Source organism: Paraburkholderia polaris, from assembly GCF_012927345.1.
In the GTDB taxonomy this organism is placed as follows: domain Bacteria; phylum Pseudomonadota; class Gammaproteobacteria; order Burkholderiales; family Burkholderiaceae; genus Paraburkholderia; species Paraburkholderia polaris.
Map to the genome: position 1 here is coordinate 12110 of NZ_JABBGJ010000063.1, position 24878 is coordinate 36987.

A 24878-nucleotide genomic window follows, 5' to 3' on the forward strand; every position below is an offset into this window, starting at 1 on the left:
CCTATCAACCCGGCGCCGCGCCCGTCAACTGCGAATACACATCATGCGACAGTTGCAACAGCACCTTGCGATCGATCCCGCCTGACACTGCATAGCCAAAGTCGCCGTCCACCCAATAGAACACGTTCACCGGCCCGTCCTGATACAACTTGAACGCGGTGGTATTCGAGTTCACCTGACGATGCGAAATGCACAGCGTCACACGTTCGCCGTTCGGTCCGCGGTACATGAACTGCGCGGTCGGCCCATCGGCGCCCGGCAACAGGCGCCCGCCCGAAAGGGTGAAACCGCTCTTCGAGAGCATCGGCGGATGCACATGGGTGCCGAGCCGGTTGGACAGCCACTGCACGAAATCCTGTTCGTGATCCGCAGTCATGTCGGCCGGACGGTCGACGGCGGGCATATAGACCACATGCGCCACCGCGGCTTGCCGCGCAAACATTTCCGAACTGTCCGCACTGACCGGGCGCGTGTCCGAATGGCCGGCGACCGGCGCCACGACGTCCTGCCCCATATGCGTGCCCACGCCGATGCCTATGCCCATCACTAGGGCCGCGGCCATCCCGGCGAACTGCGGCCAGTTGGCGGCAATGCGCCAGCGGCGCTCACTCGCAGAAGGCGTCCGCAGACGTTTGGGCACGGGCTCGCTGAGCACGCGGTCATAACGTTCATGAAACATGTTGTTCAGCGAGAAATAATCGCTGACGCGGGTGGCCAACTCGGGGTTCTGTTCGAGCGCGCGCTCCACCTCGACGCGTCGTTCGTCGGACAGCGTGCCGTCCACGTATGCGTGCAGGTCTTGTTCGCCGATCGGCGTGTGTTGGTCGCTCATCGCACCACCTGTAATTTTGCACCGGGCTGCGTGCCGGCCATCAATGCCCGAAGCCGCTCGCGTCCGCGCGAAAGGCGCGACATCACCGTGCCGATCGGAATGTTCAGTGCGAGGGCCACGTCGGCGTAGCTCATTTCCTCAAGACCGACCAGCAGCACCACTTCGCGCTGCTCCATGGGCAGGCGCTGCAACGCGTAGTCGAGGTCGCGCATTTCCAGCGAACGGGTCTGATCGGACGGCACGGCAAATTCGCTTTCGTGGACGCTGTCGTCGTCGACCGCCACGTGGACGGCGCGCGCCGAAGCCTTGCGCGCCTGATTGGCGAACACGTTATGCATGATGGTGAATAGCCACGCACGCAGGTCGGTGCCGGGCTGGAACATGCCGGTGCGGCCGAGCGCGCGCTCGAGCGTGTCCTGCACCAGATCGTCGGCGAGATCGCGATTGTTGATCAGCGCTCGCGCATAGCGCCGCAAGCGCGGCACATGCTCCATCAACTCGTCACGGACATCCATTTTTCATCCCAATCGTGGGGCTTCTCGTGAGGCGCCGGGTGGGCGGCCGCCGATTGAACCGCCACGCGTATTCGAGGTGCAAACACGCGTGGTCGCATTTTATTCCGTTGATTTTTGCAGTGTTGCGAAAAAACCTGGAGAGGGCTACCGCATGGTCATCACGTCGGCGGCGCGCATGAGGCCGTGGGTACGGGCATCACCGGCGACTACGAAACGCTGCTGCTGCGCCGTCCACGTCAGCAGGCGGATTTCGCCGATGCGGCGCGCGGCCCACTGCGGCTGTGGCGACGCCAGCAGCGCCAGCGTGGCGATCAGCACGATGGGCCGGTCGTCGCCGTTTAGATAGATGAATTCGCTGGCGCGTTGAAACGGGCCAAGCGATAAGACCCTTTGATCCACGAGTCGCAATCCGGTCGCAGCGAGGTTGGGTGCGGACACGTCGGTTCGCGTCGGTGACGCAGCGGAATACGGTGCGGCGGCAGCTTCTGCCAATGCCATGACGGCTGCATTGTCGAGCGCCTGACGGGACACCTGGGCGGCGGCAAACCAGCCGCTCGCGGCCGCCAGCGTCAGAACGAGTGCCGCGAGACCATTCACCACTTTGCCCGGACGCCTCGCGGCCTTCAGCCGGTCGAGTGCGCCGCGCCGTCCTTTGGCACGGCTCGAAGCGGGTTCGTCAGTTGTTTGGAACGCCTGCTGCATCTGCGCATTCAGTCTGCCGTAGAACGCCACCCGGCGCGCTTCCGCCGGATCCTTGCCCAGATACTCCTGCAGAAACGCGGCGCGTTCCGGCGTCAGCGTGCCATCGGCATAGGCCTGAATGTCGGCTTCGGAAAGCGGCGAGTCGGAGGGGGCGTCGGTTGAGGTCATGGTGTCGGCGTTCGTCGGATTTGAGCTATCCAGTGGCGAACACACGCAAGCGTCGGTTTATTCCATGCGTTCGGAGCGCCATTTCCGACGCCGTCATCACATCGTCACCACACCATCATCACACCGCCAGGACTGAACGGCGAGCAAACCGGTTCGCATGCTGTTTTATTCCGCGTTCGAGATATGTTTTTTCTGAAGCAGGAAAGCAGGAATAAAAGCCGCCAACCCGTGGTTTTCCCTCATGCAAACCCGCACAAAACTCTCTGGAGTTCATCATGAAGAAGATCGCTTTTGCCGCATTGTCCCTCGTCGTTCTCGCCGCTTCGTCGAACGTTTTTGCAGAAGGAAAGACACGTGCTCAGGTGTACCAGGAATTGATCGAAGCCCAACAGAACGGCCTCAACTACGTGACCGATGCATCGTATCCGGATGTCAGTCCCGTCTTCGCACAGCAAGTCGCGCACAACAAGGAAGCACTCGCCGCACAGGCGGCGGGCGCGAACCACGTCGCGAGCGGCAGTACGGCGGCGGGTGGCGTCAATTGAAGTTTGATCCGCCGCGATGGGGTGTTTTTGAGCATGGCGCGCGGCGCACGCCGGGCATGAAGGAAGCGCCGCCCGCGTCTTTCAGGCGAGGGCGGTGCTGCGTCGTGGGGAGGGCCGACCCTGCTGATCGATCTGGCAGGCGTTACCGGAACACCACGGTTCGATGTCCGTTGAGAATCACTCGATGCTCCAGATGCCACTTGACCGCACGCGACAGTGCGACACATTCCACATCGCGTCCGATCATCGTCAGCTCTTCGGGGTCCATTGCGTGATCCACGCGTTCAACCGCCTGTTCGATGATCGGTCCTTCGTCGAGATCGGTCGTCACGTAATGCGCCGTTGCCCCGATCAGTTTCACGCCCCGGTCGTAAGCCTGATAGTACGGCTTGGCGCCCTTGAAGCTCGGCAGAAAAGAATGGTGAATGTTGATGGCGCGGCCCGCCAGCTTCTCGCACAGGTCCGCTGACAGTACCTGCATATAGCGCGCGAGCACCACCAGATCGACAGCGTGTTCCTGCACCACTTCCCAGATCTTTGCTTCTTGCGCGGCTTTCGCCGCAGGTGTCGACTGCACGAGCGGGAAATGATGGAACGGAATGTTGTAGCTCGCAGCTAACTGATAGAAATCCTTGTGATTCGACACAATCGCCGGAATCTCAATGTTCAATTGTCCGGTGCGATAGCGGAACAGCAGATCGTTCAGGCAATGCCCGATCTTCGAGACCATCAACAGAACGCGCGGCTTGTGCGACGCATCGGCGATTTGCCATTGCATGTCCAGGCGTTGCGCGAGCGGTTCGAACTGCTTGTGCAGGTCGTCGCAGCTTGCGCCGCCACCGGCTTGCAGCTGAAAATGCGTGCGCATAAAAAAGCGCTCGGTGCGGCGGTCTCCGAACTGCGCGGAGTCGACGATGTTCGCGCCGCTTTCGAGCAACGCGGCCGAAACCGCGTGCACGATACCCGGCTGATCGGGACACGACAGCTTCAGGATGTAGCTGTTTTCAAGGTGTGGCATGAGCGGTTCCGGTTCGATCAGCTTTTGACGCGTTCTGAGCGCGGGTCGTAGGGTGCTTTGAGATGCACGGTGGCGGGCAGAAGGTCGCCGGCCACGTCGATCTCGTAGCGGCCGCTGCTCAGATACGCCGTGTCCGCGGCACCGTCCGGATTGTTGATGTAGCCCATTGCCACCGGGCAACCGAACGTATAGCCGAAGGCTGCCGAGCTGACGAAGCCGACTGGCTTGCCGTCGCGCAGGATCGCCTCGCCGCCCCACAGCATGTGATCGGCGGCGCCGTCGGCGGTGAGTACGACCATGCGTCGGCGCAGCGGCTCCCCGCGCAGTTTCAACAACGCTTCGCGGCCACGGAACGGAATGTCTTTATCGAGCTTGCAGGCGAACGAGAGACCTGCTTCGAACGGGTTCGAGTCCGGCGTCAGTTCGCGGCCCCATGCGCGGTAGCCTTTCTCGATGCGCAGCGAATCGATGGCGTAATAGCCCGCGTTGACGAGGCCGAACGGTTTGCCCGCCGCCTGGAGCGTCTCATAGACGCCCGCAGCGAATTCGACTGGCACGTACAGTTCCCAGCCTAGTTCGCCGACGTAGGTGAGGCGCGTGGCGCGCACTGTCGCATAGCCGATATCCACTTCACGGCTCTGGCCGAACGCAAATGCCGCATTACTCCAGTCCGCCTTCGAGATGCTCTGCAGCAGTTCGCGCGAGCGCGGGCCCATCACCGCCAGCACCGCGTATTGGCCGGTGACGTCGACCAGCGTGCAGTGCTTATCGTGCGGGATCGATTTCTCGATGTAATCGAAATCGCGTGTGGTCTGCGCCGAGCCGGAGACGATCAGGTATTGATCGTCGGCGAGGCGGGTCAACGTGAAGTCGGACTCGTAGGTGCCGCGCTCGTTGAGCATGCCGGTGTAGACGGTGGTGCCGGTCGGCACGGCAACATCGTTGGTGACGATGCCCTGCAGCACGCTTTGCGCATCACGCCCCTTCACGAGGAATTTCGAAAACGAGGTCATGTCGAACAGCGCCACGCCTTCGCGGCAGGCGCGATGCTCGGCGCCGCTCCACGGCAGCCAGTTCTGCTGACCGAAGGCGTAGTCGATCTTCGCTTCGGCCACGCTTGGCGCGAAGAAGTTGGGCCGCTCCCAACCCATCTTGCTGCCGAAGCTCGCGCCCTGGTCGCGCAGCATCGGGTAGAGCGGCGAGCGGCGGAACGGGCGTGCGGTATCGAGTTCGCGGTTCGGCCACGGCATTGCATAGTGCAGGCCGAGGGTTTCCTTCACGCGATCGTGCAGCCACGTGTCGTTGCCATTGAAGCGCGCAAAGCGGCGGATGTCGACCGGCCACAGGTCCATCGTGGGTTCGCCCGCGACGATCCATTCGGCGAGCGCCATGCCCGCGCCGCCCGCCGACGCGATCCCCATCGAATTGAAACCCGCGCCGACGAAAAAGCGCCGCAACTCCGGCGCTTCGCCGAGCATGAAGTTGTTGTCCGGCGTGAACGACTCCGGGCCGTTGTAGAACTGCTTCACCTGGGCGGTTTCGAGCGCGGGCACGCGCTGCAGCGCATTTTCCATCAGGATTTCGAACTGATCCCAGTCGTCGGGCAGCAACTGGAATTCGAAATTGTCCGGGATGCCGTTCATGCCCCACGGCTTCGCGTTCGGTTCGAAGCCGCCCATCACGAGGCCGCCCACTTCCTCCTTGAAGTAGATGAAGCCGTCCGGATCGCGCATCACCGGCAGGTCCGGATGCACGCCGGCGATCCGCTCAGTGACGATGTAGTAGTGCTCGGCCGAGTGCAGCGGCACGGTCACGCCGCACAGGCGGCCGATCGCCTTGGCCCACTGGCCAGCGCAATTGACGACGATATCCGCGCCGATCGTGCCTTCTTCGCCGTCCTTGTTGCGCCACGCGAGGCCGCTGACCTCGCGTGCGCCTGTCGTGCTGTTCGCCTTGTCTTCGAGAGCGTTGCGCGTGTGAATCGCCGTGACGCGGGTGTTCTCAACAATCCGTGCGCCGCGCGTGCGTGCGCCGCGGGCGAGGGCCTGGGTCAGGTCGGTGGGATTCGCCTTGCCGTCGCCGGGCAGCCAGACGGCGCCGAGCAAGTCGTCGGTGCGCATCACCGGCCATAGGTCACCGGCTTCCTGCGGGCTGATCACGTCGCACGCCACACCGTAGGCGCGCGCGACGGCGGCGGTGCGCTTGAGTTGCGTCATCCGCTCGGCCGTGCGGGCCACCGAGAGCGAGCCGCATTGCTTCCAGCCGGTGGCGAGGCCCGTGTCGGCCTCGAGTTCGGCGTAAAGGGCGGTCGAATAGCGGATCAGCTTGGTCATGCTTTCCTGCGCGCGCAGTTGGCCGACGAGACCGGCCGCGTGCCAGGTGGTGCCGCACGACAACTGACCCTGTTCGAGCAGGACCACATCGGTCCAACCCAGTTTGGTGAGGTGATAGGCGACCGAGCAGCCAATGATGCCGCCCCCGATGATGACGACGCGAGCGTGGTTGGGGATGTGCGTGGACATGTGTGGGAGTTGGTTGAATTGACGTGCGTAGATTGCAACAAAAATTGGCAAAAAGCAACGATCTATTTGGTTGATCTGGGATATAAAGTCGCGGCGGATGCATTAGCGAAAGAGGGCGCCTGCTACCTTTTTATAACCAAGTAGGTTAATATTGACGGGAGGCACGAGTGGAAAAAAGTACGCCTCATTGCAGATTGGCGGATGTCCAGGGCTTGGCGCGCGCGGGGAAAATCAGAATCACAAAGTCGGCCGTGATTGGGGCTGCGGCACTCGGCCTCGGGCCTGCAGCAATCGTCGAGACATTGATGTCGCTTGATCGGGGAGATTTTCGAAAAAGCATGACCACGTACGCGGACCATCGGGTCTGGCAGGACGTCTACCGTGCCGTCACGCAAGCGGGCATGGTCTATTTGAAATTGACGGTGGTCGATGACGTCCTCGTCGTGTCATTCAAGGAGTGGTGAGCATGAAATGCCCGAACTGCGGAGCGGCTGAACTGGTGCGCGATACGCGCAACATGCGCTATGTCTACAAGGGGGAGACGGCCATCTTCGAAGCCGTCACTGGAGACTATTGCCCGGCATGCGAAGAGGCGGTGCTCGACATGGACGAGGCGGCCCGCACCGGTCAAATGATGCTGGCCTTCAACAAAGAGGTGAACGCCTCGCAAGTGGATCCTGCATTCATTGCCGCCGTACGCAAGAAACTTGATCTGGACCAGCGCGAGGCAGCGGAAATTTTCGGCGGCGGGGTGAACGCTTTTTCGCGCTACGAGAATGGCAAGACTAGGCCGCCGCTCGCTCTCATCAAGCTGTTGAAGGTGCTGGATCGGCATCCGGAGTTGCTGGCGGAAGTGAGGGCGGGATAAGCTTGAGTGTGGCTCATGTGGATTTGTATGGGGATCCGTTGGGATTTCTTGGCGAACTATGAGGTGTTTGCTAAACTGGGCGCCGTTATCCCGGTCTCCGTCCCATGTTCTCCACCGAACGCCAAGCCGAAATTCTGCGACTCGTCCGCGAGCAGCGCACCTGCACGATCACTGATCTCGCCGGCCGCTTCGAGGTTTCCGACGAGACCATCCGCCGCAATATCAAGCCGCTGATTGCCGATGGCCTGCTCATCAAGGTCCATGGCGGCATCATGCTGCCCGAGCGTCTCGACGAGCCGCCGTTCCAGCGGCGCATGGTGGCAAGCCGTGAGGGCAAGCAGGCGATTGGCGCACGCATCAGCGAACTCGTGCGCGACGGCGACTCGCTGATCCTCGAGGGCGGGACGACCTGTCTGCATATCGCGCAGGCGCTCACGGCGCGCTCGCGGCTCACGGTGGTGACCAATTCCATCGAAGTCGCGCGCGTGTTGGCGCCGCGTAATGGGAATCGTGTGTTCATCGCCGGCGGCGAACTGCGCGCCGACGACTCCGCCGCTTTCGGCGACAGCGTGCTTACCTTCCTGCGCCAGTTCCACGTGCGCTACGCGATCGTCTCGGTCACCGCAATCGATATGCAGGGACGTTTCATGGACGCGCTGCCCGCCGACGTCGCGTTTTCGCTCGCGGCCTTTGCGCAGGCTGACCGGCGCGTGGTCGCGGCGGACCATGCGAAATTCGGCCACAGCGCGCTGGTGCACGCTTTCGGCCCGGACGCCATCGATCTGCTAGTCACCGACGAAGCTCTCGCGCCGGCACTCGGTCAAGTGTTCGCGGCAGCCGGGCTGGAAGTCAGTGTCGGCGCGCCTGCGCGTGGCGACACCGAGCCGGATGCCGAAAGCGGGCGTGCAGCCGGACCGCCGATCGGGTCCACGCTCTGAGAAAGCGGGGCGCGGATCGGCTTCTTGCCCCAAGGCCGCTCGCCAATCGGCTGCGTGTGCCAGCCAAGCCCGGCCCGGCCCAGCTTTCCGCCCATGCGCCGCCTTTAAAGGCACCGCAACAGCCAATTGCGTCCAACGCGTAAAATGGCCGGTTACCACGGGCAATCTGCGCTGGACCGAAACCGCGCCGACAGGCGCCATACGCCGTCTGCCGCGCCGATTCCGTATCCGCGCGCAGTTGCCCCCGCCGGCTCGAATATGGATGAACCCTGATGTCGTCAGTTTTCTTTGATCGGGAACGGATTGCGGAATGGCTCGGTGACCACACTGTCGCCAAGGCGCGCTCAGTCGGCGCAGTCACGAATGTGAAATGGCACGGCGCCACGCTCAGCGGCTACGTGCAAGGCACACAAGTGCTGCCATACCACACGCGGGTGCGCTTTCGTACCGATGGCGGCAGACCGTGGGCGCAGGGTGACTGCAGTTGCCCCGTCGGCCGCAACTGCAAGCATGTCGCCGCGCTGCTGCTCGCCGAACTCGAGTATCACGACGAGATGGACCACATCACCAACGTCGACATCGACGTGGATGGGCACGCGTCCGCCGGCTACCCGCAGATGACGCCCGGGGCACCAGCGCAGCCGCAGTCCGGCGTACGCCCCGAACTGGTCAGTTGGCTCGAGCGTTTTCGCGCGCGAACCGAGGCCGCCGATGCGGTTGCCCAGAAGGCGAGCGCCGCGCGTACCCAAACGCTGGCCTATCTGCTGAATTGGTCCAAATTCCACATGCGCCATGAGGTCGTGTTGTACCGGGCGCGCTGCAACCCGGGCGGTACGATTGTCGAAGTCGACGAACCTTGGGGCAATGTGGAAGCGGCCCTGCTCAAGCAACCGAAGTTCGTCTCCGACGAAGACCTGTCGATCCTGCGCGGCCTATGGCTCGGCCGTTCCCGCGAGGACTTCGGCCAGTTCATCCTGCGCGGCACGAGCGGCGCGGAGATGCTGCAAAAGCTGATGGCGACGGGGCGCCTGTTCTTCGAACTTAAACCGGCGCCCGGTCACGATGGACCGACTCCGCTGTCGCGCGGCGCCGACCGGCCCGGGAGAATCGAATGGGAGCCGCTGGCGGACGAACGCCTGCGGCCCGTGCTGTGCACCGAGCCGCGTGCCACGATGGTGCTGCCCACCGAGCCGGTCTGGTATGTGGACGGCGTCGCGAATGAAGCGGGTATCGTCGAGTCGTCGCTGCCGTTCCAGCAGTTGCCCGATTACCTCGCCATGCCGCCGATTTCGCTTGCTGAAGCGCCGCTCGTCGCCTCGGTGCTGCGCGAGATTGCGCCCGACTTGCCGCTGCCTCCCACGCACGACGCCTCCTCGATCCGCGTGATCGACGTCGATCCCGTGCCGGTGCTCACGCTCAATAGCCACGCGCTGCCGTCTACGGCCAAGTCGGGGCAGCGCAAGTCCGAGGCGGTTGAGCTGGCCGGCGTCAGCTTCGATTACGACGGTGTCAGCATCAATGTCGACAGTAGCGTCACGCTCGTGCCGATGCCAGGCGGCGACGTCATCCATATCCGCCGCCGCTACGAAGCCGAAAAGAAGCGCTTGCTCGAACTGCGCAAGACCGGGCTGCAGAAAGTCCCGACCAGCCGCGTGTACGCGTCGCGGCTTTTGCCCGATACGATGCTCGGCCTGCCCGATGCCGAATCCTGGTCCGCATTCGTTAGCGACGCCGTGCCGGCCCTCGTGAGCAAAGGCTGGCGCGTGACGATGGCGCCGGAGTTCCGCTACAACATCATCGAGATCGATGCGATCGACGGCACCGCGCATCAGGCGGGCGACGGCTGGTTCGATCTGGAGATGGGCATCCGCATCGGTGAGCGTAATGTGCGGCTCGAGCCGCTGCTCGCCGATCTGTTCCGGCGCGACCGGCGTTGGCTTGGCGGCGCGCTCGAAGCCATCGCCGACGACGAGCCGATCGAGCTGAAGACCGAGGAAAACAAGCGTCTGCGTCTGCGCGCCGACCGGTTGAAGCCGGTCGTGCGAGTGCTGGTCGACCTGTTCGATGCACTGGGCGGCGCGCTCGCTGACGGCGCGCCGCTGCGCGTGCCCACCGTCGATGCGGGCCGGCTCGAAGCATTGAACAGCACGGGCCGCTGGCAATTCCGGGGTGACGATTCGATTCGCCAACTGGCGCGTCGTCTGCAGGCCGGCCCGGGCTTGCACGAGGTGCCGGTGCCGCGCGGCCTGAAGGCGGAGCTGCGCGCGTATCAGCAGCAGGGTCTGAACTGGATGCAGTTTCTGCGCGAACACGATCTGGCCGGCGTGCTGGCCGACGACATGGGTCTCGGCAAGACCGTGCAGACGCTTGCGCACATCCTCGCGGAGAAAGAAGCCGGGCGGCTCGACCGTCCCGCGCTGATCGTCGTGCCGACCACGCTCGTGCACAACTGGCGCGAGGAAGCGCGCCGCTTTGCGCCCGAACTGAAAGTACTGGTGTTGAACGGCCCACAGCGCAAGGAGCGTTTCGAGCAGATCGGCGAGTACGAACTGATTCTCACGACTTACGCGCTGCTGTGGCGCGACCAGAAGGTGCTGGCCGAGCATGACTATCACCTGCTGATTCTCGACGAGGCGCAGTACGTCAAGAACGCCAGCACCAAAGCCGCGCAGGCGATCCGCGGATTGCGCGCGCGGCATCGGCTGTGCTTGACGGGAACGCCGCTGGAGAATCACCTCGGCGAACTGTGGTCGCAGTTCGACTTTCTATTGCCGGGCTTTCTCGGCAGCCAGAAAGACTTCACCAAACGCTGGCGCAATCCGATCGAGAAGAACGGCGACGGTGTGCGCCGCGCGTTGCTGGTGCGCCGCATCCGGCCGTTCATGCTGCGCCGTCGCAAGGACGAGGTTGCGAAGGAGTTGCCGGCCAAGACCACCATTCTGTGTTCAGTCGATCTGGAAGGTGCACAGCGAGATCTCTACGAAACGGTGCGTACAGCGATGCAGGAGAAGGTGCGCGCGGCGGTCAGCGCGCAGGGTCTCGCGCGCAGCCACATTATCGTGCTCGATGCCTTGTTGAAGCTGCGCCAGGTCTGCTGCGATCCGCGTCTCGTGCGGAAGATCAAGGCCGACATGGAGCCGGGCGAGCGGACAACCAAGCGCGACAAAGCGGAAAAAGCCGAGAAGGGTGCACGCGTCACGCGTTCGGCCAAGCTCGATTTGCTGTTGTCGATGCTGCCTGAATTGATCGACGAAGGGCGCCGCGTGTTGTTGTTCTCGCAGTTCACCGGCATGTTGGCGCTGATCGCCGAAGCGCTTGAGGAAGCCGCGATTCCCTATGTGATCCTCACCGGCGACACGGCGGACCGCGTCACGCCGGTCGAGCGTTTCCAGCAAGGCGAGGTGCCACTGTTCCTGATCAGCCTGAAGGCTGGCGGCGTGGGCCTGAACCTGACTGCCGCCGACACCGTGATCCACTACGACCCGTGGTGGAACCCCGCCGCCGAGAATCAGGCGACCGACCGCGCGCATCGGCTGGGGCAGGACAAGCCTGTGTTCGTCTACAAGCTGATTGCGGCGGGCAGCATTGAGGAAAAGATCGTGGAGTTGCAGGAGCAGAAGGCGGGCCTCGCGGACAGCATTCTTTCCGAAGACGCCGCCGGCGCTGCCAAGTTCTCGGACGACGATCTCGACGCGCTATTCGCGCCGATGCCGGAGATTGAAAGCGGGCGATGAAGGATGGGGCAGCGCCTTCTTTGGAGCATATGTGTAGCGTACGCGGCGCGGATGGGGTGCCGTTTCATGCGTGCGCTGCGCGCGCCAGCACTTCGTCGACCCACTGGTTGATACTTTTGCCGGCGGCCGCCGCCGCGATGCCAACCGCAGCATGCACTTCGGGGCGAATGCGCAGCATCAATTTGCCGGACGCGGGCTTTTGCGGATCGCGTCCGGTTTTCGCGCAGTCTTCCAGGTAGTGATCGACAGCCTGATGAAAATCATCAGTCAGCTCATTCACGGTGTCCCCGTGGAAGCTAATGCGATCTGAAACGCCGAGCACACGCCCGACAAAAATGTTCTCGCGCGGATCGAATTCCACTCGCGCGAAATAGCCTTTGTACGTCATCGAATTCATCACGGTTCGACTCCAAGTTCGGTAAACCACACACGCAACTCTTCCACCTGATATTTCCGGGCCTCTTTACCGGGATGCGGGCGATGCAGATATCTGCGGCTGCCATGTAACTCGAACGCCACCCGGGACCCGGCTCCTTCTCGCACCTCTCCGCCGAGCGCCGGGATCAACGCTTCAATGTCTGCGAATACGATGCCGCTGCGAGTGGGCCTCTCGAAGAGGGCGTGGAGCGTGCTGAGGTGTTTTGATTTCATTATGATAGCAGAAATTGATAGCATTGGTAGGGCACGCGCGGTCCGTGATCGAGGCATCTCGCAGGTGTTCAACCCTCGCCGCGATACTCGTTGCCGATCACTTCGCTCGTCGTCGGTCCCTCTCTGACGCGTCCCCAAAAGCGCAGCGTTCCCCGCCAATCCGCCAAATTTTTGATTTCAACCCAAACGATCTAACAATCCTTAAAGGATTTATTTTGAGACCGTTCCTATACTGACTCGCAAATTGTCAAATCGCTGTTTCCCGAATGCGGGGGCGCGGCCCGATAGGACAAAAGGTAGACGGGGCCAATTACTGTGCGGGCGAGACCAACTGACCCGAACAACGACCTATCGAGGTCGATTTCAATGCCGGGCAGAGCCTGAGAAAACTTGGGAAAAATCCCATGGAACGGCTCGGAATGACAGAGCCGGGCTGGATAGCGGCTTAATCGCATCCAGGAAAGAGCAGGGCCGTTTTCGATTATGATGATCTGCCCCCCTCGCTAATCGGCGCGACAAACCAAAAATACGCGCCAATTTCGAGACAGTGCGGCAGCGGATCTGAACGGGGCGCGAGGCAAAGGACCATTAATCGAAAAAGAGTGCAGCCGAAGATGAAAACGGAAAGCTGGATCGCCGGTGCGTGCACCGTTATCCCAGCCATCTGCCGGCTCGCCGGCCTCCAGTTACGAAGGACGATGTCGCGTTGCGGGGTTTTATGAGAATTGCAGTCCTGGATGACGATTCGGCGCAAGCCGACCTTGTTTGCCAAACGCTGTCGGCGGCCGGCCACGTCTGTCACGCTTATGGTGCGGGCCGCGAACTGGTGCGCCAGCTGCGGCGCCAGACCTTCGACCTTCTCGTGCTCGACTGGAACGTACCCGACATGTCGGGCGAAGAGGTGCTGCGCTGGGTGCGCGAAAGCCTCTCGGAGCGCTTGCCGGTCCTGTTCATGACGAGCCGCGGCCGCGAAACCGATATCACCTCGATCCTCAATACCGGCGCGGACGATTACGTCGTCAAGCCGGTTTCTGCGGCGGTCCTGCTGGCACGCGTCGGCTCATTGCTGCGTCGGGCTTATCACCTGAAGCCGCCTGCGACGAAAGAAGTTTTCGGCGAATTTGAGTTCGATCTGGGCGCGAAGCACGTGGTGGTGCGCGGTGCGACCGTCGCCGTGACGCAGAAGGAGTTCGAGCTCGCGCTATTGCTATTCCAGCACCTGAGCCGGCCGTTGTCGCGCGCACACATTCTCGACGTGATCTGGAAGCAGGCGACGGACATTCCATCGCGCACGATGGACACGCACGTGTCGATGCTGCGCAGCAAGCTCGGCTTGCGCCCGGAGAAGGGCTATCGTCTGACGCCGATCTACGGTTATGGGTATCGGCTCGAGCGGATCGAATCCGGCACACCGCCCGTGGCGGCCGAAGAGCGCCCCGAAGCGGGGGACGCGTGACGGTTTCTTTCGATGCGGTAGCGCCCGGTTGCGCAGGTTCACCGGGCCGCCGCGCGGGTGCGGTGCTGGCAGCGGCCGGCCTGATCGCGATGACGTGCTTTGCGCCGGTATCGGCGGATGCGCAATCGTCCCGCGCGCCGAAGCAACGCACGAGGACGACTGCGCCAGCCTATGTGTCCTACGTGACCCACGACGGCGACACGTTGTACGAAATCGCCGGCCGCTATCTGCGCGACGCCGGCGATTGGGCCATGTTGAGCCGCCTGAATCATGTGCCCGCGCCACGCCGCATGCCGGCCGGGATCGCGCTGCGTCTGCCGGCCGACAGGCTCAGACAGGATCCCGAGTCGGCGCATGTGATCGCGACGAGCGGTCCGGCCGAACACGCTTTCGGCGAAAATCCTTACACGCCGCTCGTGGCGGGCACGACGCTCGGCGAGGGCGATCGCATTCGCACCGGCCACAACGGCTTTGTTACGCTGGAGTTGCCGGACGGCTCGCACGTCACGATGTCGCAGGACGGCCTGCTCGACATTGGCAAGCTGCGGCGCACCGTGCTGACTGGCGCGGGCGATCGCGTGCTCGATCTGCGGCGTGGCGAAGTCGATAGCCAGGTCACGCATGCCACCAAAAAGGATGACCGCTTCCAGATCCGCTCGCCATCGGTTGTAGCGGGCGTGCGCGGTACGCGCTTCAAGGTTGCCTACGACGGCGACGCGCAAACCACGGCGGTGGAAGTGCTGGACGGCGCGGTCGGCGTCGACCCGGCGGCAGTCGGTGGCCAGGCCTCTGCGCCGCCACCCGGCGTGCCGTTGCAGGCGTCCGCGCAACTCGTCAAGGCACGCTTTGGCAGTGTCACGCGGGCAGGCAGCGCGATTGGCAGTCCGGTGGAGTTGCTGGCCACGCCGTCGCTCACCGAACCGGCCAAAGTGCAGGACGGCAAAACGGTCGCTTTCGACCTCGTGCCCGCCGAGCGCGCAGTGGCCTATCGCGTACAGATTGCGCGCGATGCCGATCAGCTCGACCTGATCCGCGATCTGCGCGTGAGCGTGCCGCATGCGGACTTCGGCGATCTGGCCGACGGCACGTATTTCGTCCGTATCGCCGCGATCGACGCGAACGGGCTCGAAGGCCTGCCTCAGGTGTACGGTTTCGAGCGGCGGCAACTGGGTCTGGCTGCGTCGGCGGGTCCGCGTGCCGGCAGCCGCGACTATGAATTCCGCTGGTTCGTCAGCCGCTCCACGGTCGAGACGCGCTTTCGCTTCGTGCTGGCCACGACCGCCGATCTGCGCCATCCGCTCGTCGATCGGACCGATCTGACGGGCGGCCAGCTCGTGGTAAGCGACCTGCCGGGCGGCGTCTACTATTGGACGATCGTCGCCGAGCAGTTCGAAAACGGCCGCTTCTATGAGAAGAGCAGCGCGGTCCGCTCGTTTACGCTTGCGCGCTGACGCTGGTAGATTCACGGGACCGAACCCACAACCCGCCCGCTCCTTAGCTTTCAAGCACGCCACGCTTTGCCGAATCCACACACGCGCCTGAGCCTCGACCCGCGCGCCCGCCTCGGACGGCGTGCCGGCCGCCGCTTTCTGCTCGAATGGGTGGGGATCGGCTGCCTGGGCATTGTCGTGATTCTGCTCAGCTCGCTCGGTCGTCTGACCGCCAGCGTCGACAACCTGGTCTACGACCGCTTTCTAAGCCTGCGTGCGCAACCGTTGCTGCGTGACATCGTGGTGCTCGAGATCGACAACGCCAGCATTGCGCAGCTCGGCCGCTGGCCGTGGCCGCGCAGCATCCACGCCAGGCTGCTTGAACAGCTTGCGAAGGCGAAGCCCGCCGCGGTGATCTACGACGTGCTCTTTACTGAGGCCAATCCGGAAGATGCCCAGCTCGCTCGCGCGATCGCCTTGAGCCCCACCTATCTACCCATGCTGCTTACGCCGCCGGACAGCGCCGGCCGGCGCGTCGCGGTCGAACCGGTGGCGCCGCTCGCACATGCTGCGGCCGGGCTGGGGCATATCAACCTTGAAGTCGACAGCGACGGCATCGTGCGCAGCGTCGCGCGGTTCGAGGGTGACGCGAGCTCGCGCTGGCCGCAATTGATGGTGCCGGTCGCGCAGGCCGTCGAGCGTGGCACGCTGCAATTGAACGAGCAGTCGCGCAGGCAGTCGTCCGGCGAGGCGGCGAACCGGTCCGATGCCAACGCTAGCGCCAGCGCCAATGCCAATGCCAATGCCAATGCCAATGCCAATGCCAATGCCAATGACGAAGGAGAAGGCCGCTTCCTGATCCCCTTCGGTCTGAATGCGCAGAGCTACGCGAAGCTGAGTTTCGCCAGTGTGCTCGCGGGCGACGTCCCCGCAGACAAGCTGCGCGGGCGCATCGTGCTGATCGGCGTGACCGCGTCCGGCTTGTACGATCGCTTTGCGACACCGGTGTCCGGCGAGCTGGGGCCGCTGCCCGGTGTCTATATCCACGCGAATGTGCTCGATACGCTGCTGACCGGTCGCGAGCTCGAGCCCGCCGAGCCATGGGTGCTGTTCGCGGCGTCGCTGGTGCCGCTCGCCGCGCTGCTTGCCGGCTTTCTGGTGCTGTCGCCGCGCCGCTCGTTGCTGCTGACCGTCGCGTTGGGTGTGCTCGCCACGGCCGGCAGCGCGGTCCTGCTGTACGGCGCGCGGCTATGGATGTCGCCGGTGCCGGCGATCTTCGGTTTGGTCGTGGTGTATCCGATCTGGAACTGGCGGCGCCTCGAAATGACGATGGCTTATCTGCGCGAAGAGCTGCAACGCCTCGCCGACGAGCCTCACCTTCTACCGGAAACGCCCCAGCGTCGCCGCGAGTTCGGCGGCGACGTGCTGGAGCAGCATATGGCGCTGATGGCGCAGGCCGCGCAGCGCGTGCAGGACATGAAGCGCTTTGTGTGGGACAGCCTCGACAGCATGCCCGAGCCGATCCTGGTGAGCGACGTGCAGGGCACCGTGCTGATCGCGAACCATGCCGCCAAGGCGCATTTCGCGCGCCTTGGTGCGCCGCTGCCGGAAGGCCGGCCGATGCGCGCGGTGCTCGGAGGGCTGACGCTGGTCAAGACCATCGACAGCGGCGCAGCGTCGGACGCCGAAAACAATCTGCTTGCGCATGCCCAGTGGCCGGCGCTGCTCGATCCCGCGCGCCGCGAGTTCGCCGCGCTGATGGCGCAAGGCGTCGAGGTGCGCGACGCGCACGAGCGCGATCATCTGCTGCGCTACGCGAATTGCACGAACGAGCAAGGCGAGACGACCGGCTGGATCGCGGGCCTGGTCGACGTATCGGCGTTGCATGCGGCCGAGCGCCAACGGGAAGACGCGTTGCGGCTGCTATCGCACGATATGCGCTCGCCGCAGGCTTCGATTCTGGCGCTGGTGGAGATCGAGCGGGCGCGCAGCGAGCCGGTGCTTGCGCGTGACCTGCTGGAGCGCATCGAGCGCTATGCACAACGCGCGCTGACGCTCGCCGACGATTTCGTGCAGCTCGCGCGCGCGGAATCGCAAACTTATGTGCTCGAACCGGTGAGCATGACCGAGCTGATGATCGACGCCAGCGACGAGGTCTGGCCGCAGGCCCACGCCAAACGCATCACGCTGCAAACCGAGACGGACGGCGAGGCGGCTGCCGAGGAGGACGAGGGTCACTGGATCTGCGCCGACCGCTCGCTGATGACGCGCGCGCTCGTCAACATTCTGAACAATGCGGTCAAGTACAGCCCGCCGGACACGCGGATTACGTGCAGCCTGAAGAGCCTCGGCACCTCGCCGGGCGGCCTCGCGCGGGCGGCCGCGCCCGGCGCGCCAAAACGCGTGTCGTGCACGATTCGCGACGAAGGTTACGGCATTCCCAAGGAGCAGCAGGCGGGTCTGTTCGAGCGCTTCCGACGCTTTCACGAAACTGAGCGGCCGGAAGTGGGCGGGGCTGGATTGGGCATGGCGTTTGTCAAAACCGTCGTGACGCGCCATGGCGGCGATGTCGAGGTGGTCAGCGCGCCAGGCAAGGGAACCGCTTTCACGATTTCCCTGCCGGCACTCGATGACGCTGACGCGCAGTCCGATTCCACCGCAACGGCGCGTTCATGACCTATGAACCCTCACCCTATCGAAGCGAGAAGCTGGTGAAAGCGAAATTGATCTGTGCCGCGCTGGCCGCGGCGAGTCTGACCGGATGCACGGGTTTGAACGCCGACGTGCACACGGCGAACCCTTCGGCGGTACTGCAGGGCGAACGCACCTATACGATTGCGCGTATGCCGTCGCAGGATGCCAGCGCGGATCATCCGCAATTTGAAACCATGCTGCGTGATGAGCTGGCGAAGAACGGCTTCATTGATACGGCGGGCAAGTCCGCACACTATTTACTGTCGATTGCGTATGACACGCGGCCGACCGCGGTCGGCGTGGGGACGAAGGATTGCGTGCCAGGTGCGTGTGAACGCTCGCCCGAACCGCCGTTTTCGCTGTTCGGCGGACGCGCTTATCGGCACGCGTTGACCCTGCGGTTTTTTGAGCGGTCGAGCGGGCAGGAAGTCTACAAAGTGAGTGCGGCCAGCAGCGATCGCGATGCCGATCCCTTGCACGCCATGCCGGTACTCGTGAAAAGCGCGCTGGCTAAATTTCCGTTCGATGCGCCGCCCGACTGGCGCGTGAAACTGCGCACCGATCAGGCGGGCGGGGTGCCGGAGGTAGTTTCGCTTAAACCTGTTCAGCCACTTCAGCCGCAGCCATAAGACGCTCGCTCCCGCCTTATTCCGGCGCTTTGCCGTCTTCCGGCCAGCGGTTTTCGAACACGCAGTCGGCGAGCGGCATGCGGCTCGCCCAACGCTCGGTTTCCAGCATTGGCTCGCTGTAGAACTGATCGACGTGGCCGAGACACAGGATCGCCACGGGCCGCGCACCCTCGGGCATATGCAGCAGCTGGCGGACCGCGTCGACGTCGAATAGCGACACCCAGCCCATCCCAAGGCCTTCCGCGCGCGCGGCCAGCCACATGTTCTGGATCGCGCACGCCACGGATGCGAGGTCCATCTCCGGCAAGGTGCGGCGTCCGAAGATGTGCCGCTCGCGGCCGTCCATTAGCGCCATCACCAGCAGTTCGCCGCATTCCAGCATGCCTTCCACTTTCAGCTTCATGAACTCTTCGCGACGCTTGCCAAGCGCGTCGGCGGTGGCGAGGCGTTCGCTTTCGACGGTCGCGTGCAAAGCCATGCGCAAAGCCGGGTCGGTGATGCGCGCAATGCGCCACGGCTGCATGAAGCCGACGCTCGGCGCGTGATGCGCCGCGTCGAGTAGGCGTTGCAACACGGCAGGGTCGACCGGCTCGCGCACGAAGTGGCGCATGTCGCGCCGTTCGTAAATCGCGCGGTAGACGGCTTCGCGCTCGGAATCGTTAAAAGGCTTCGCCATGGAACAGGGCGGCCGTGAAGGCCGGGTTGGAGGGCCAATAAGCATGCATATAGGTAGCCACGATCGACCCGGCGCGGAACACGGCCTCGCCGGGGGCATCGCTGTGTGGCCGGGTGGCTGAACGCAGCGGCGTGAGCGGTGTCGTCAGCTTCGAATAGTGGAAGGTGTGGCCGGTCATTGGACCGTGCAGACTGTCGATCTGTTGCATGCCGAGCGCGGTGAAGCGCGGTTGCATCGTCGCATGGCCGGGCAGCAGGCCGAGCATCGGCGTGGTGGCGCCGTCCGTGTCGGTGAGTTGGTCGAGCAGGTAGAGCATGCCGCCGCATTCGGCGACGATCGGTTTGCCAGCTGCCGCGTGCGCGCGAATCGTTGCGGCACTGCGCGTGTTACCTGCCAGCAATGGCGCGTGCAGTTCGGGATAGCCGCCTGGCAGGTACAAGGCGTCGGCGTGTTCCGGCAGGGCTTCGTCGGCGAGCGGTGAGAAATAGTCGACGTGCGCGCCGAGCGTGTCCAACAGCGTGACGTTGGCCGGATAGATGAACGAGAACGCGGCATCGCGTGCAATGGCGATGCGCTTGCCTTCCAGAAGACGCGGCAGTGCTTCTGGCGCGGGCGCGCCGAATTGGACCGGCGGCGGCAATCCAGCCAGCGCGGTTTGTGCGAGCGCATCGGCGGCGCGATCCAGACGTGTGTCCAGATCGTCGATCTCCGCGGCCTGGTGCAAGCCGAGATGGCGATCGGGCAACTCGATTTCGTCGTTGCCGGTGATGTGCCCGCACCAGCGCAGCGCCGGCGGCAATGCTTCTTCGAGCATTTGCGCGTGTCGTGGCGAGCCGACGCGATTGGCGAGCACACCGTAAAACGGTACCTGCGGCCTGAATTGCGCGAGGCCGAAGGCGACCGCGCCGAAGGTCTGCGCCATCGCTTTCGCTGAAATCACTGCGAGCACCGGCACGCCGAACGTGGTTGCCAGATCGGCGCTGCTTGGCGTGCCGTCGAACAGACCCATCACGCCCTCGATCAGGATCAGATCCGCCTCAGCCGCGGCTTGCGCGAGCAGGTTCCGGCAGGCTGACTCGCCGACCATCCACAGATCGAGCGACAGTACCGGCGCGCCGCTGGCACGCGCCAGAATCATCGGGTCGAGAAAGTCGGGGCCCGTCTTGAAGACGCGCACCCGCCGCCCCAGCCGCCGATGGTAGCGCGCGAGACCCGCGGTAATCGTGGTCTTGCCTTGCCCCGACGCCGGCGCGCTAATGAACAGGGCGGGGCACGTTCCGAAGGAAGTCCCCCGCCCCGAAGGAAGTCCCCTTCGGGGATTGGGGGGCGTCTCGAAGGAAGTGCCCTTGGGGCAAGCGCACATCGCTCAGAACTCCACGCCGCGCTGCGCTTTCACGCCTTGCTCGCGATACGGGTGCTTAACGATGCGCATTTCGGTGACGAGGTCGGCGGCTTCGATCAGCGCGTCCGGCGCGTGGCGGCCGGTGACCACCACGTGCAGCATCTCCGCGCGCGCGTTCAGTACCGATAGCACTTCGTCGAGCGGCAGGTATTCGTACTTCAGCACGGTGTTCAGTTCGTCGAGGATCACCATCTGGTAGTCGCCGCTCTCGATCATGCGGCGCGCTTCGTTCCAGCCTTTGCGCGCGGTGGCGATGTCGGCGTCGCGATTCTGGGTGTTCCAGGTGTAGCCGTCGCCCATCGTGACGAAGTCGCAATTGGCGATCGCACCGAGGAAATCGCGCTCCGAGGTATGCAGCGCGCCTTTGATAAATTGCACGACGCCGAGGCGCATGCCGTGCCCAAGCACGCGCACGGCCATGCCGAACGCGGCGGTGGTCTTGCCTTTACCAGTGCCGGTGTTGACGATCAGCAGGCCTTTTTCGACGGTGGCGCTGGCCTGCTTTTTCTCGTGGCCTTCGCGCCGGCGCTCGGTCATGCGTTGATGCGATTCGGGATCGGTCTTCATGGAAGGTCCTGTTCTTGAGGGGCGTTGTTTGTCTGTTCGCGGACGGGCTGGGCGGTGGTCGAGGCGATTGCCACCGTGACGCCGTCGTGTACGGTTTTGCGCACGAGTAGCCGTGCGTTGGGGGTATTGGGCGTGATTGATGCAATCGAGGCGCCTGAGGCAACCGATGCATAGGCCGCACCAGGTGCGCTGGCCACATCAGATTCGGCCGCCGCGGCGAGCAAGGCGCACGGCTCGCAGACGCCGTCTATGCCGAGATGCTCGCGTGCGGCTGCCGACGGATCGTCCACGGAGATCGCCGCAATCTGCGCGCGGCTGAACAACTTCAGCGGCAGCGCGTGACGTGCGCAGAATTCAAGCAGGCCGGCTTCGTGGGCTTTGGTGGCGACCGAGGCAATCGTGCTGATTTCATCGAAGGCATGCGAGCCGAGTGTGGCACGCACAGCCGCTTCGATCTGCTCAGCCGAGCTGTGCAAGCGACAACCGATGCCGACGGTTAGCGTTTTCATTGAGCGTCCGTGGCGTCCGCTGGGTCCGACGCACCCGAAGCAGAAGCACCCGAAGCACCCGAAGCACCCGAAGCACCCGAAGCACCCGAAGCACCCGAAGCACCCGAAGCACCCGAAGCGTCCGCCGCTCCGGACGATCCTGTCATGTTTGCAGCACCCACCGCACCCACCGCACCAGCATTCGCAGCATCCCGCGCCAAAGCCAGTGACGCCACTCCGCCAATCACTACGATCGCCGGCGAGCCGAGTCCGGCGCGCGAGACCGCTTCCGCGAACTCGCCGAGTTGAGCGAGCACGTGCCGTTGCTCGGGACGCGTGGCCGACTCGATCGCTGCGCACGGCGTATCGGCGCGCATGCCGGCCGCGAGCAACGCACCGGTGATATCGTTCAGCCGCCGCATGCCCATGTAAATCACGAGCGTCATCCGCGTAGCGACGAGCGCGGCCCAGTCCGGTTCGCCGCTGCCGGCGCCGTGCCCAGTGACGAACACCACGCCTTGCGCGTGATCGCGATGCGTCACAGGAATGCCGATTGCCGCGGGCGCCGCAATCCCGGCTGTGATGCCGTTGATCACGTCCACCTCGATACCCGCTGCATGCAGCGCCTGCTGTTCTTCGCCGCCACGGCCGAACACGAACGGATCGCCGCCTTTCAAACGCGCGACGCTACGCCCGGCCCGCACGTGTTCGAGCATCTGCGCGACGATGCCGGCCTGCGGCGTCGACGGGTGCCCGCCACGTTTGCCGACATACACGACCAGCGCGTCGGCGCGCGCGAACTGCAGCACGTCAGGGTTCACCAGATCGTCGACCAGCACCACGTCGGCTTGCGCCAGGGCGCGAGTCGCCTTGAGCGTCATCAGTTCGACATCGCCGGGGCCGGCGCCGATCAGCCAGGCGCGGGTCATCGCGGCGAGCATGGCGCGCGCCATGTCGTGACAAGCGGGAGCGGGTGACGCTTGATGCGGCCGGAGGCGGCGGAAATTGAAGTCATGCGGTGCTACGGATTACGCGCGACGAACAGCGCCGCTCGCCGCGTTTCCCTTAGGAAAACGCCAACGGCCGCGCCACGTCGAGCTTCAGCGCCTTCACATCCGTCCCTCGCGGATTCCGGCGGCCGGCAGCGTGACGTTCACTGCCTCCGCGTCTGGCCGGTATCCGGGCTGGCGGCCTCATGCGTTTTGCCTTCCCGTCCGGATTCGTCAGACAGTGGCATCAAAAACGCATGCGCGATGCGAAAGCACCGCAGGTCGCTTACCGTTGCGGGGACAGCACAGGTTGAGCGCAGCGAGCGCGGCCTGTTTCCCGTTTAACTGCATATGCGAACGCATATGCGGGCACCAAACGCGCGCATACGATAGCACACGGCAGGCCGCGCCGGCACTGCGGAAAGGCCCTGCCGCGCCGCGCGTTTCCTTGACGGCACGGGGCTCTCGGCCTAAACTCGCACGCACTTTGGTGCTCGTGTGCGCGCTCGTGCGCATGCAGTTAAACGGGAAACAGGGTGCCCACCTGCAACGGATCGGGTCAACCTGTGCTGCCCCCGCAACGGTAAGCGAAAAGCGGTGCCAGGCTGATTGCCTGACGCCGCGGAGCCGGCTTCGATGTCCACGCGCAAGGCCGCGTCGGCATATAACCACTGGGCGAGAAACCACTCGTCCGGGAAGGGGAAGCGGCGCTTTCGCCAGCCCGGATACCGGCCAGATTACGAAGAACGACCACCGCGGGGATGCGGCGGCGCGTTCATGACTTCATTCCCGCTTTCTGTTTTTCTGTTGCCCCGGCAACGCCGTTGTTCGTCCCCGAGTTTTGTTATTGTCGTTGCCTGTCGGGCCTGAGCCCCGTTCGCATGACCTATGCAGACAAAACGCGCAGACGCGCCGGCGTGCAGGGTGCAACTCCTACGGATGGACATCACGATGCAAACTCAAATGCGCAAGATCCCCGTCACCATCGTCACGGGCTTTCTCGGCAGCGGCAAGACCACGCTACTGCGGCACATTCTTCAGCATGCGGGCGGCAAGCGCATCGCGGTGATCGTCAATGAGTTCGGCGAACTCGGCATCGACGGTGAAATCCTCAAGGGTTGCGGTATCGGTTGCGATGAAAACGGCGTCGAGACCGAAGGGCAACTGTATGAACTCGCGAACGGCTGCCTGTGCTGCACCGTGCAGGAAGAGTTTTTCCCGGTAATGGAAAAGCTGGTGGAGCGCCGCGAGCAGATCGATCACGTGCTGATCGAAACCTCCGGTCTCGCGTTGCCGAAGCCGCTGGTGCAGGCGTTCAACTGGCCGCAGATCAAGAATAGCTTTACCGTCGACGCGGTCGTCACCGTGGTTGACGGCCCGGCCGCGGCGAGCGGCCAGTTCGCCGACAATCCCGTCGCGGTGGATGCGCAACGCAAGGCCGATCCGAATCTCGATCACGAATCGCCGCTGCACGAATTGTTCGAAGACCAATTGTCGGCGGCCGATCTGGTGATTCTGAACAAAACCGATTTGCTCGACGAAGCGCATCAAGCTTCTGTCGAAGCTACCATCCGCGAAGAAATTCCGCCGCAAGTGAAGATCGTGCGCGCGCAAATGGGCCACCTCGATCTGCATACGTTGCTGGGTCTCGAAGCGGCCTCGGAAGAAACGATCCACTTGCGTCACGATCACCATGGTTCGGCCGACGACGCCGATCACCATCACGACGAATTCGATTCGGTTGTCGTGCACGCGAATGTTCCGTCGCGCGAGGCCGTGATCGCAGCGTTGCAAGGACTTGTCGAAACGAACACGATTTACCGCGTGAAAGGTTTCGCGGCGTTGCCGGGTGCGGCGATGCGTCTGGTGATCCAGGGCGTGGGCCGTCGTTTCGATAGCTACTTCGACCGGCGCTGGCAAGCGGGTGAGGTGGACGAAGGCCTGCAAAGCCGCTTCGTGCTGATTGGCGAAGACCTCGACCAAGCCGCGCTACAACAGGCATTCGACGCCGCATTGAGCGGCGTGGCGAGCGCCCAGCCGCAACAGGCGTAATC

21 protein-coding genes, 1 pseudogene and 2 riboswitches are annotated in these 24878 nt (G+C 63.9%); of the genes and pseudogenes, 10 read left to right on the forward strand and 12 right to left on the reverse strand.

The genetic code is table 11. The features are described 5' to 3' along the window. Positions 1-4: 4 nt before the first annotated feature. From HHL24_RS39090 to HHL24_RS39100, 3 genes are all read right to left on the reverse strand, one after another. Positions 5-832: an anti-sigma factor family protein gene (locus HHL24_RS39090; protein ID WP_169490646.1), complete on the reverse strand. Its 828-nt coding sequence runs from the start codon at positions 830-832 to the stop codon at positions 5-7. Next, the gene (locus HHL24_RS39095; protein WP_054036380.1) at positions 829-1347 is read right to left on the reverse strand and encodes a sigma-70 family RNA polymerase sigma factor; all 519 of its coding nucleotides are present in this window, start codon (positions 1345-1347) and stop codon (positions 829-831) included. Before HHL24_RS39095 ends, HHL24_RS39090 begins: the two co-directional genes overlap by 4 nt. Positions 1348-1491: 144 nt before the next feature. Next, complete coding sequence (locus HHL24_RS39100) at positions 1492-2217, reverse strand: anti-sigma factor family protein (protein ID WP_169490647.1); 726 nt, start codon at positions 2215-2217, stop codon at positions 1492-1494. A gap of 275 nt (positions 2218-2492) precedes the next feature. Between HHL24_RS39100 and HHL24_RS39105 the strand changes: the two genes are divergently transcribed. Further along, complete coding sequence (locus tag HHL24_RS39105; protein WP_169490648.1) at positions 2493-2762, forward strand: DUF4148 domain-containing protein; 270 nt, start codon at positions 2493-2495, stop codon at positions 2760-2762. Between the two features lie 142 nt (positions 2763-2904). Here the strand turns inward: HHL24_RS39105 and purU are convergent, their stop codons facing one another. Together purU and HHL24_RS39115 are read right to left on the reverse strand one after the other, a co-directional pair. Then, positions 2905-3780, reverse strand: a complete 876-nt coding sequence (gene purU, locus HHL24_RS39110) for a formyltetrahydrofolate deformylase (protein ID WP_169490649.1) — start codon at positions 3778-3780, stop codon at positions 2905-2907. Positions 3781-3797: 17 nt separating this feature from the next. Next, complete coding sequence (locus tag HHL24_RS39115) at positions 3798-6302, reverse strand: GcvT family protein (RefSeq protein ID WP_169490650.1); 2505 nt, start codon at positions 6300-6302, stop codon at positions 3798-3800. Positions 6303-6469: 167 nt separating this feature from the next. Here HHL24_RS39115 and HHL24_RS39120 point away from each other — a divergent pair, with 167 nt between their 5' ends. The 4 genes from HHL24_RS39120 (at position 6470) to HHL24_RS39135 (ending at position 11842) form a co-directional block, all read left to right on the forward strand. Then, positions 6470-6766, forward strand: a complete 297-nt coding sequence (locus HHL24_RS39120; protein WP_169490651.1) for a type II toxin-antitoxin system MqsR family toxin — start codon at positions 6470-6472, stop codon at positions 6764-6766. A 2-nt stretch (positions 6767-6768) separates the two neighbouring features. Further along, complete coding sequence (locus HHL24_RS39125) at positions 6769-7170, forward strand: type II toxin-antitoxin system MqsA family antitoxin (protein ID WP_169490652.1); 402 nt, start codon at positions 6769-6771, stop codon at positions 7168-7170. A gap of 104 nt (positions 7171-7274) precedes the next feature. After that, positions 7275-8108, forward strand: a complete 834-nt coding sequence (locus tag HHL24_RS39130) for a DeoR/GlpR family DNA-binding transcription regulator (protein WP_169490653.1) — start codon at positions 7275-7277, stop codon at positions 8106-8108. 272 nt (positions 8109-8380) lie between these two features. After that, positions 8381-11842 carry a DEAD/DEAH box helicase gene (locus HHL24_RS39135; protein WP_169490654.1) on the forward strand — a complete coding sequence of 1154 codons (3462 nt, stop codon included), beginning with the start codon at positions 8381-8383 and terminating at the stop codon, positions 11840-11842. Positions 11843-11906: 64 nt separating this feature from the next. Here the strand turns inward: HHL24_RS39135 and HHL24_RS39140 are convergent, their stop codons facing one another. Then, complete coding sequence (locus tag HHL24_RS39140) at positions 11907-12242, reverse strand: type II toxin-antitoxin system HicB family antitoxin (RefSeq protein WP_169490655.1); 336 nt, start codon at positions 12240-12242, stop codon at positions 11907-11909. After that, complete coding sequence (locus HHL24_RS39145; protein WP_329606815.1) at positions 12239-12550, reverse strand: type II toxin-antitoxin system HicA family toxin; 312 nt, start codon at positions 12548-12550, stop codon at positions 12239-12241. Before HHL24_RS39145 ends, HHL24_RS39140 begins: the two co-directional genes overlap by 4 nt. 661 nt (positions 12551-13211) lie before the next feature. Between HHL24_RS39145 and HHL24_RS39150 the strand changes: the two genes are divergently transcribed. The 4 genes from HHL24_RS39150 to HHL24_RS39165 all read left to right on the forward strand — a co-directional run bounded on the left by HHL24_RS39150 (position 13212) and on the right by HHL24_RS39165 (position 18702). Further along, on the forward strand, positions 13212-13949 hold the full coding sequence (locus tag HHL24_RS39150) for a response regulator transcription factor (RefSeq protein ID WP_169490657.1): 738 nt from the start codon (positions 13212-13214) through the stop codon (positions 13947-13949). Continuing rightward, positions 13946-15400 carry a FecR family protein gene (locus HHL24_RS39155; RefSeq protein WP_329606813.1) on the forward strand — a complete coding sequence of 485 codons (1455 nt, stop codon included), beginning with the start codon at positions 13946-13948 and terminating at the stop codon, positions 15398-15400. Before HHL24_RS39150 ends, HHL24_RS39155 begins: the two co-directional genes overlap by 4 nt. Before the next feature lie 66 nt (positions 15401-15466). Continuing rightward, on the forward strand, positions 15467-18055 hold the full coding sequence (locus HHL24_RS39160; protein WP_169490658.1) for a CHASE2 domain-containing protein: 2589 nt from the start codon (positions 15467-15469) through the stop codon (positions 18053-18055). After that, a complete protein-coding gene (locus HHL24_RS39165; RefSeq protein WP_169490659.1) occupies positions 18052-18702 on the forward strand; it encodes a DUF4136 domain-containing protein in 651 nt (216 codons plus the stop codon). Before HHL24_RS39160 ends, HHL24_RS39165 begins: the two co-directional genes overlap by 4 nt. 16 nt (positions 18703-18718) lie before the next feature. Here HHL24_RS39165 and bluB read toward each other — a convergent pair whose 3' ends face one another. The 5 genes and pseudogenes from bluB to cobA all read right to left on the reverse strand — a co-directional run. Continuing rightward, positions 18719-19378, reverse strand: coding sequence for a 5,6-dimethylbenzimidazole synthase (bluB, locus tag HHL24_RS39170; protein WP_169490660.1), 660 nt, complete (start codon positions 19376-19378; stop codon positions 18719-18721). Then, positions 19362-20741, reverse strand: coding sequence for a cobyrinate a,c-diamide synthase (locus HHL24_RS39175; protein WP_169490661.1), 1380 nt, complete (start codon positions 20739-20741; stop codon positions 19362-19364). Before HHL24_RS39175 ends, bluB begins: the two co-directional genes overlap by 17 nt. Positions 20742-20744: 3 nt before the next feature. After that, positions 20745-21347: a cob(I)yrinic acid a,c-diamide adenosyltransferase gene (gene cobO, locus HHL24_RS39180; RefSeq protein ID WP_054036361.1), complete on the reverse strand. Its 603-nt coding sequence runs from the start codon at positions 21345-21347 to the stop codon at positions 20745-20747. Then, on the reverse strand, positions 21344-21856 hold the full coding sequence (locus HHL24_RS39185; RefSeq protein WP_169490662.1) for a cobalamin biosynthesis protein: 513 nt from the start codon (positions 21854-21856) through the stop codon (positions 21344-21346). The genes cobO and HHL24_RS39185 overlap by 4 nt, the downstream gene beginning before the upstream one ends. 176 nt (positions 21857-22032) lie before the next feature. Further along, positions 22033-22764, reverse strand: a pseudogene (cobA, locus tag HHL24_RS39190) (uroporphyrinogen-III C-methyltransferase); the annotation flags it as partial. Between the two features lie 224 nt (positions 22765-22988). Beyond that, positions 22989-23216: riboswitch (cobalamin riboswitch) on the reverse strand. Between the two features lie 79 nt (positions 23217-23295). Continuing rightward, a riboswitch (cobalamin riboswitch) is annotated at positions 23296-23575 on the forward strand. Between the two features lie 200 nt (positions 23576-23775). On the opposite strand from cobA, the gene cobW reads away from it, so the two are divergent. After that, the gene (gene cobW / locus HHL24_RS39195; RefSeq protein ID WP_329606814.1) at positions 23776-24876 is read left to right on the forward strand and encodes a cobalamin biosynthesis protein CobW; all 1101 of its coding nucleotides are present in this window, start codon (positions 23776-23778) and stop codon (positions 24874-24876) included. Positions 24877-24878 lie beyond the last annotated feature (2 nt).

Bases quoted from the DNA above. Each gene is read 5' to 3' on its own strand.
- HHL24_RS39090 (WP_169490646.1), bottom strand. From the start codon at position 832: ATGAGCGACCAACACACGCCGATCGGCGAACAAGACCTGCACGCATAC.
- HHL24_RS39095 (WP_054036380.1), bottom strand. From the start codon at position 1,347: ATGGATGTCCGTGACGAGTTGATGGAGCATGTGCCGCGCTTGCGGCGC.
- HHL24_RS39100 (WP_169490647.1), bottom strand. From the start codon at position 2,217: ATGACCTCAACCGACGCCCCCTCCGACTCGCCGCTTTCCGAAGCCGAC.
- HHL24_RS39105 (WP_169490648.1), top strand. From the start codon at position 2,493: ATGAAGAAGATCGCTTTTGCCGCATTGTCCCTCGTCGTTCTCGCCGCT.
- purU (WP_169490649.1), bottom strand. From the start codon at position 3,780: ATGCCACACCTTGAAAACAGCTACATCCTGAAGCTGTCGTGTCCCGAT.
- HHL24_RS39115 (WP_169490650.1), bottom strand. From the start codon at position 6,302: ATGTCCACGCACATCCCCAACCACGCTCGCGTCGTCATCATCGGGGGC.
- HHL24_RS39125 (WP_169490652.1), top strand. From the start codon at position 6,769: ATGAAATGCCCGAACTGCGGAGCGGCTGAACTGGTGCGCGATACGCGC.
- HHL24_RS39130 (WP_169490653.1), top strand. From the start codon at position 7,275: ATGTTCTCCACCGAACGCCAAGCCGAAATTCTGCGACTCGTCCGCGAG.
- HHL24_RS39135 (WP_169490654.1), top strand. From the start codon at position 8,381: ATGTCGTCAGTTTTCTTTGATCGGGAACGGATTGCGGAATGGCTCGGT.
- HHL24_RS39145 (WP_329606815.1), bottom strand. From the start codon at position 12,550: ATGCCTCGATCACGGACCGCGCGTGCCCTACCAATGCTATCAATTTCT.
- HHL24_RS39150 (WP_169490657.1), top strand. From the start codon at position 13,212: ATGAGAATTGCAGTCCTGGATGACGATTCGGCGCAAGCCGACCTTGTT.
- HHL24_RS39165 (WP_169490659.1), top strand. From the start codon at position 18,052: ATGACCTATGAACCCTCACCCTATCGAAGCGAGAAGCTGGTGAAAGCG.
- bluB (WP_169490660.1), bottom strand. From the start codon at position 19,378: ATGGCGAAGCCTTTTAACGATTCCGAGCGCGAAGCCGTCTACCGCGCG.
- HHL24_RS39175 (WP_169490661.1), bottom strand. From the start codon at position 20,741: ATGTGCGCTTGCCCCAAGGGCACTTCCTTCGAGACGCCCCCCAATCCC.
- cobO (WP_054036361.1), bottom strand. From the start codon at position 21,347: ATGAAGACCGATCCCGAATCGCATCAACGCATGACCGAGCGCCGGCGC.
- HHL24_RS39185 (WP_169490662.1), bottom strand. From the start codon at position 21,856: ATGAAAACGCTAACCGTCGGCATCGGTTGTCGCTTGCACAGCTCGGCT.
- cobW (WP_329606814.1), top strand. From the start codon at position 23,776: ATGCAAACTCAAATGCGCAAGATCCCCGTCACCATCGTCACGGGCTTT.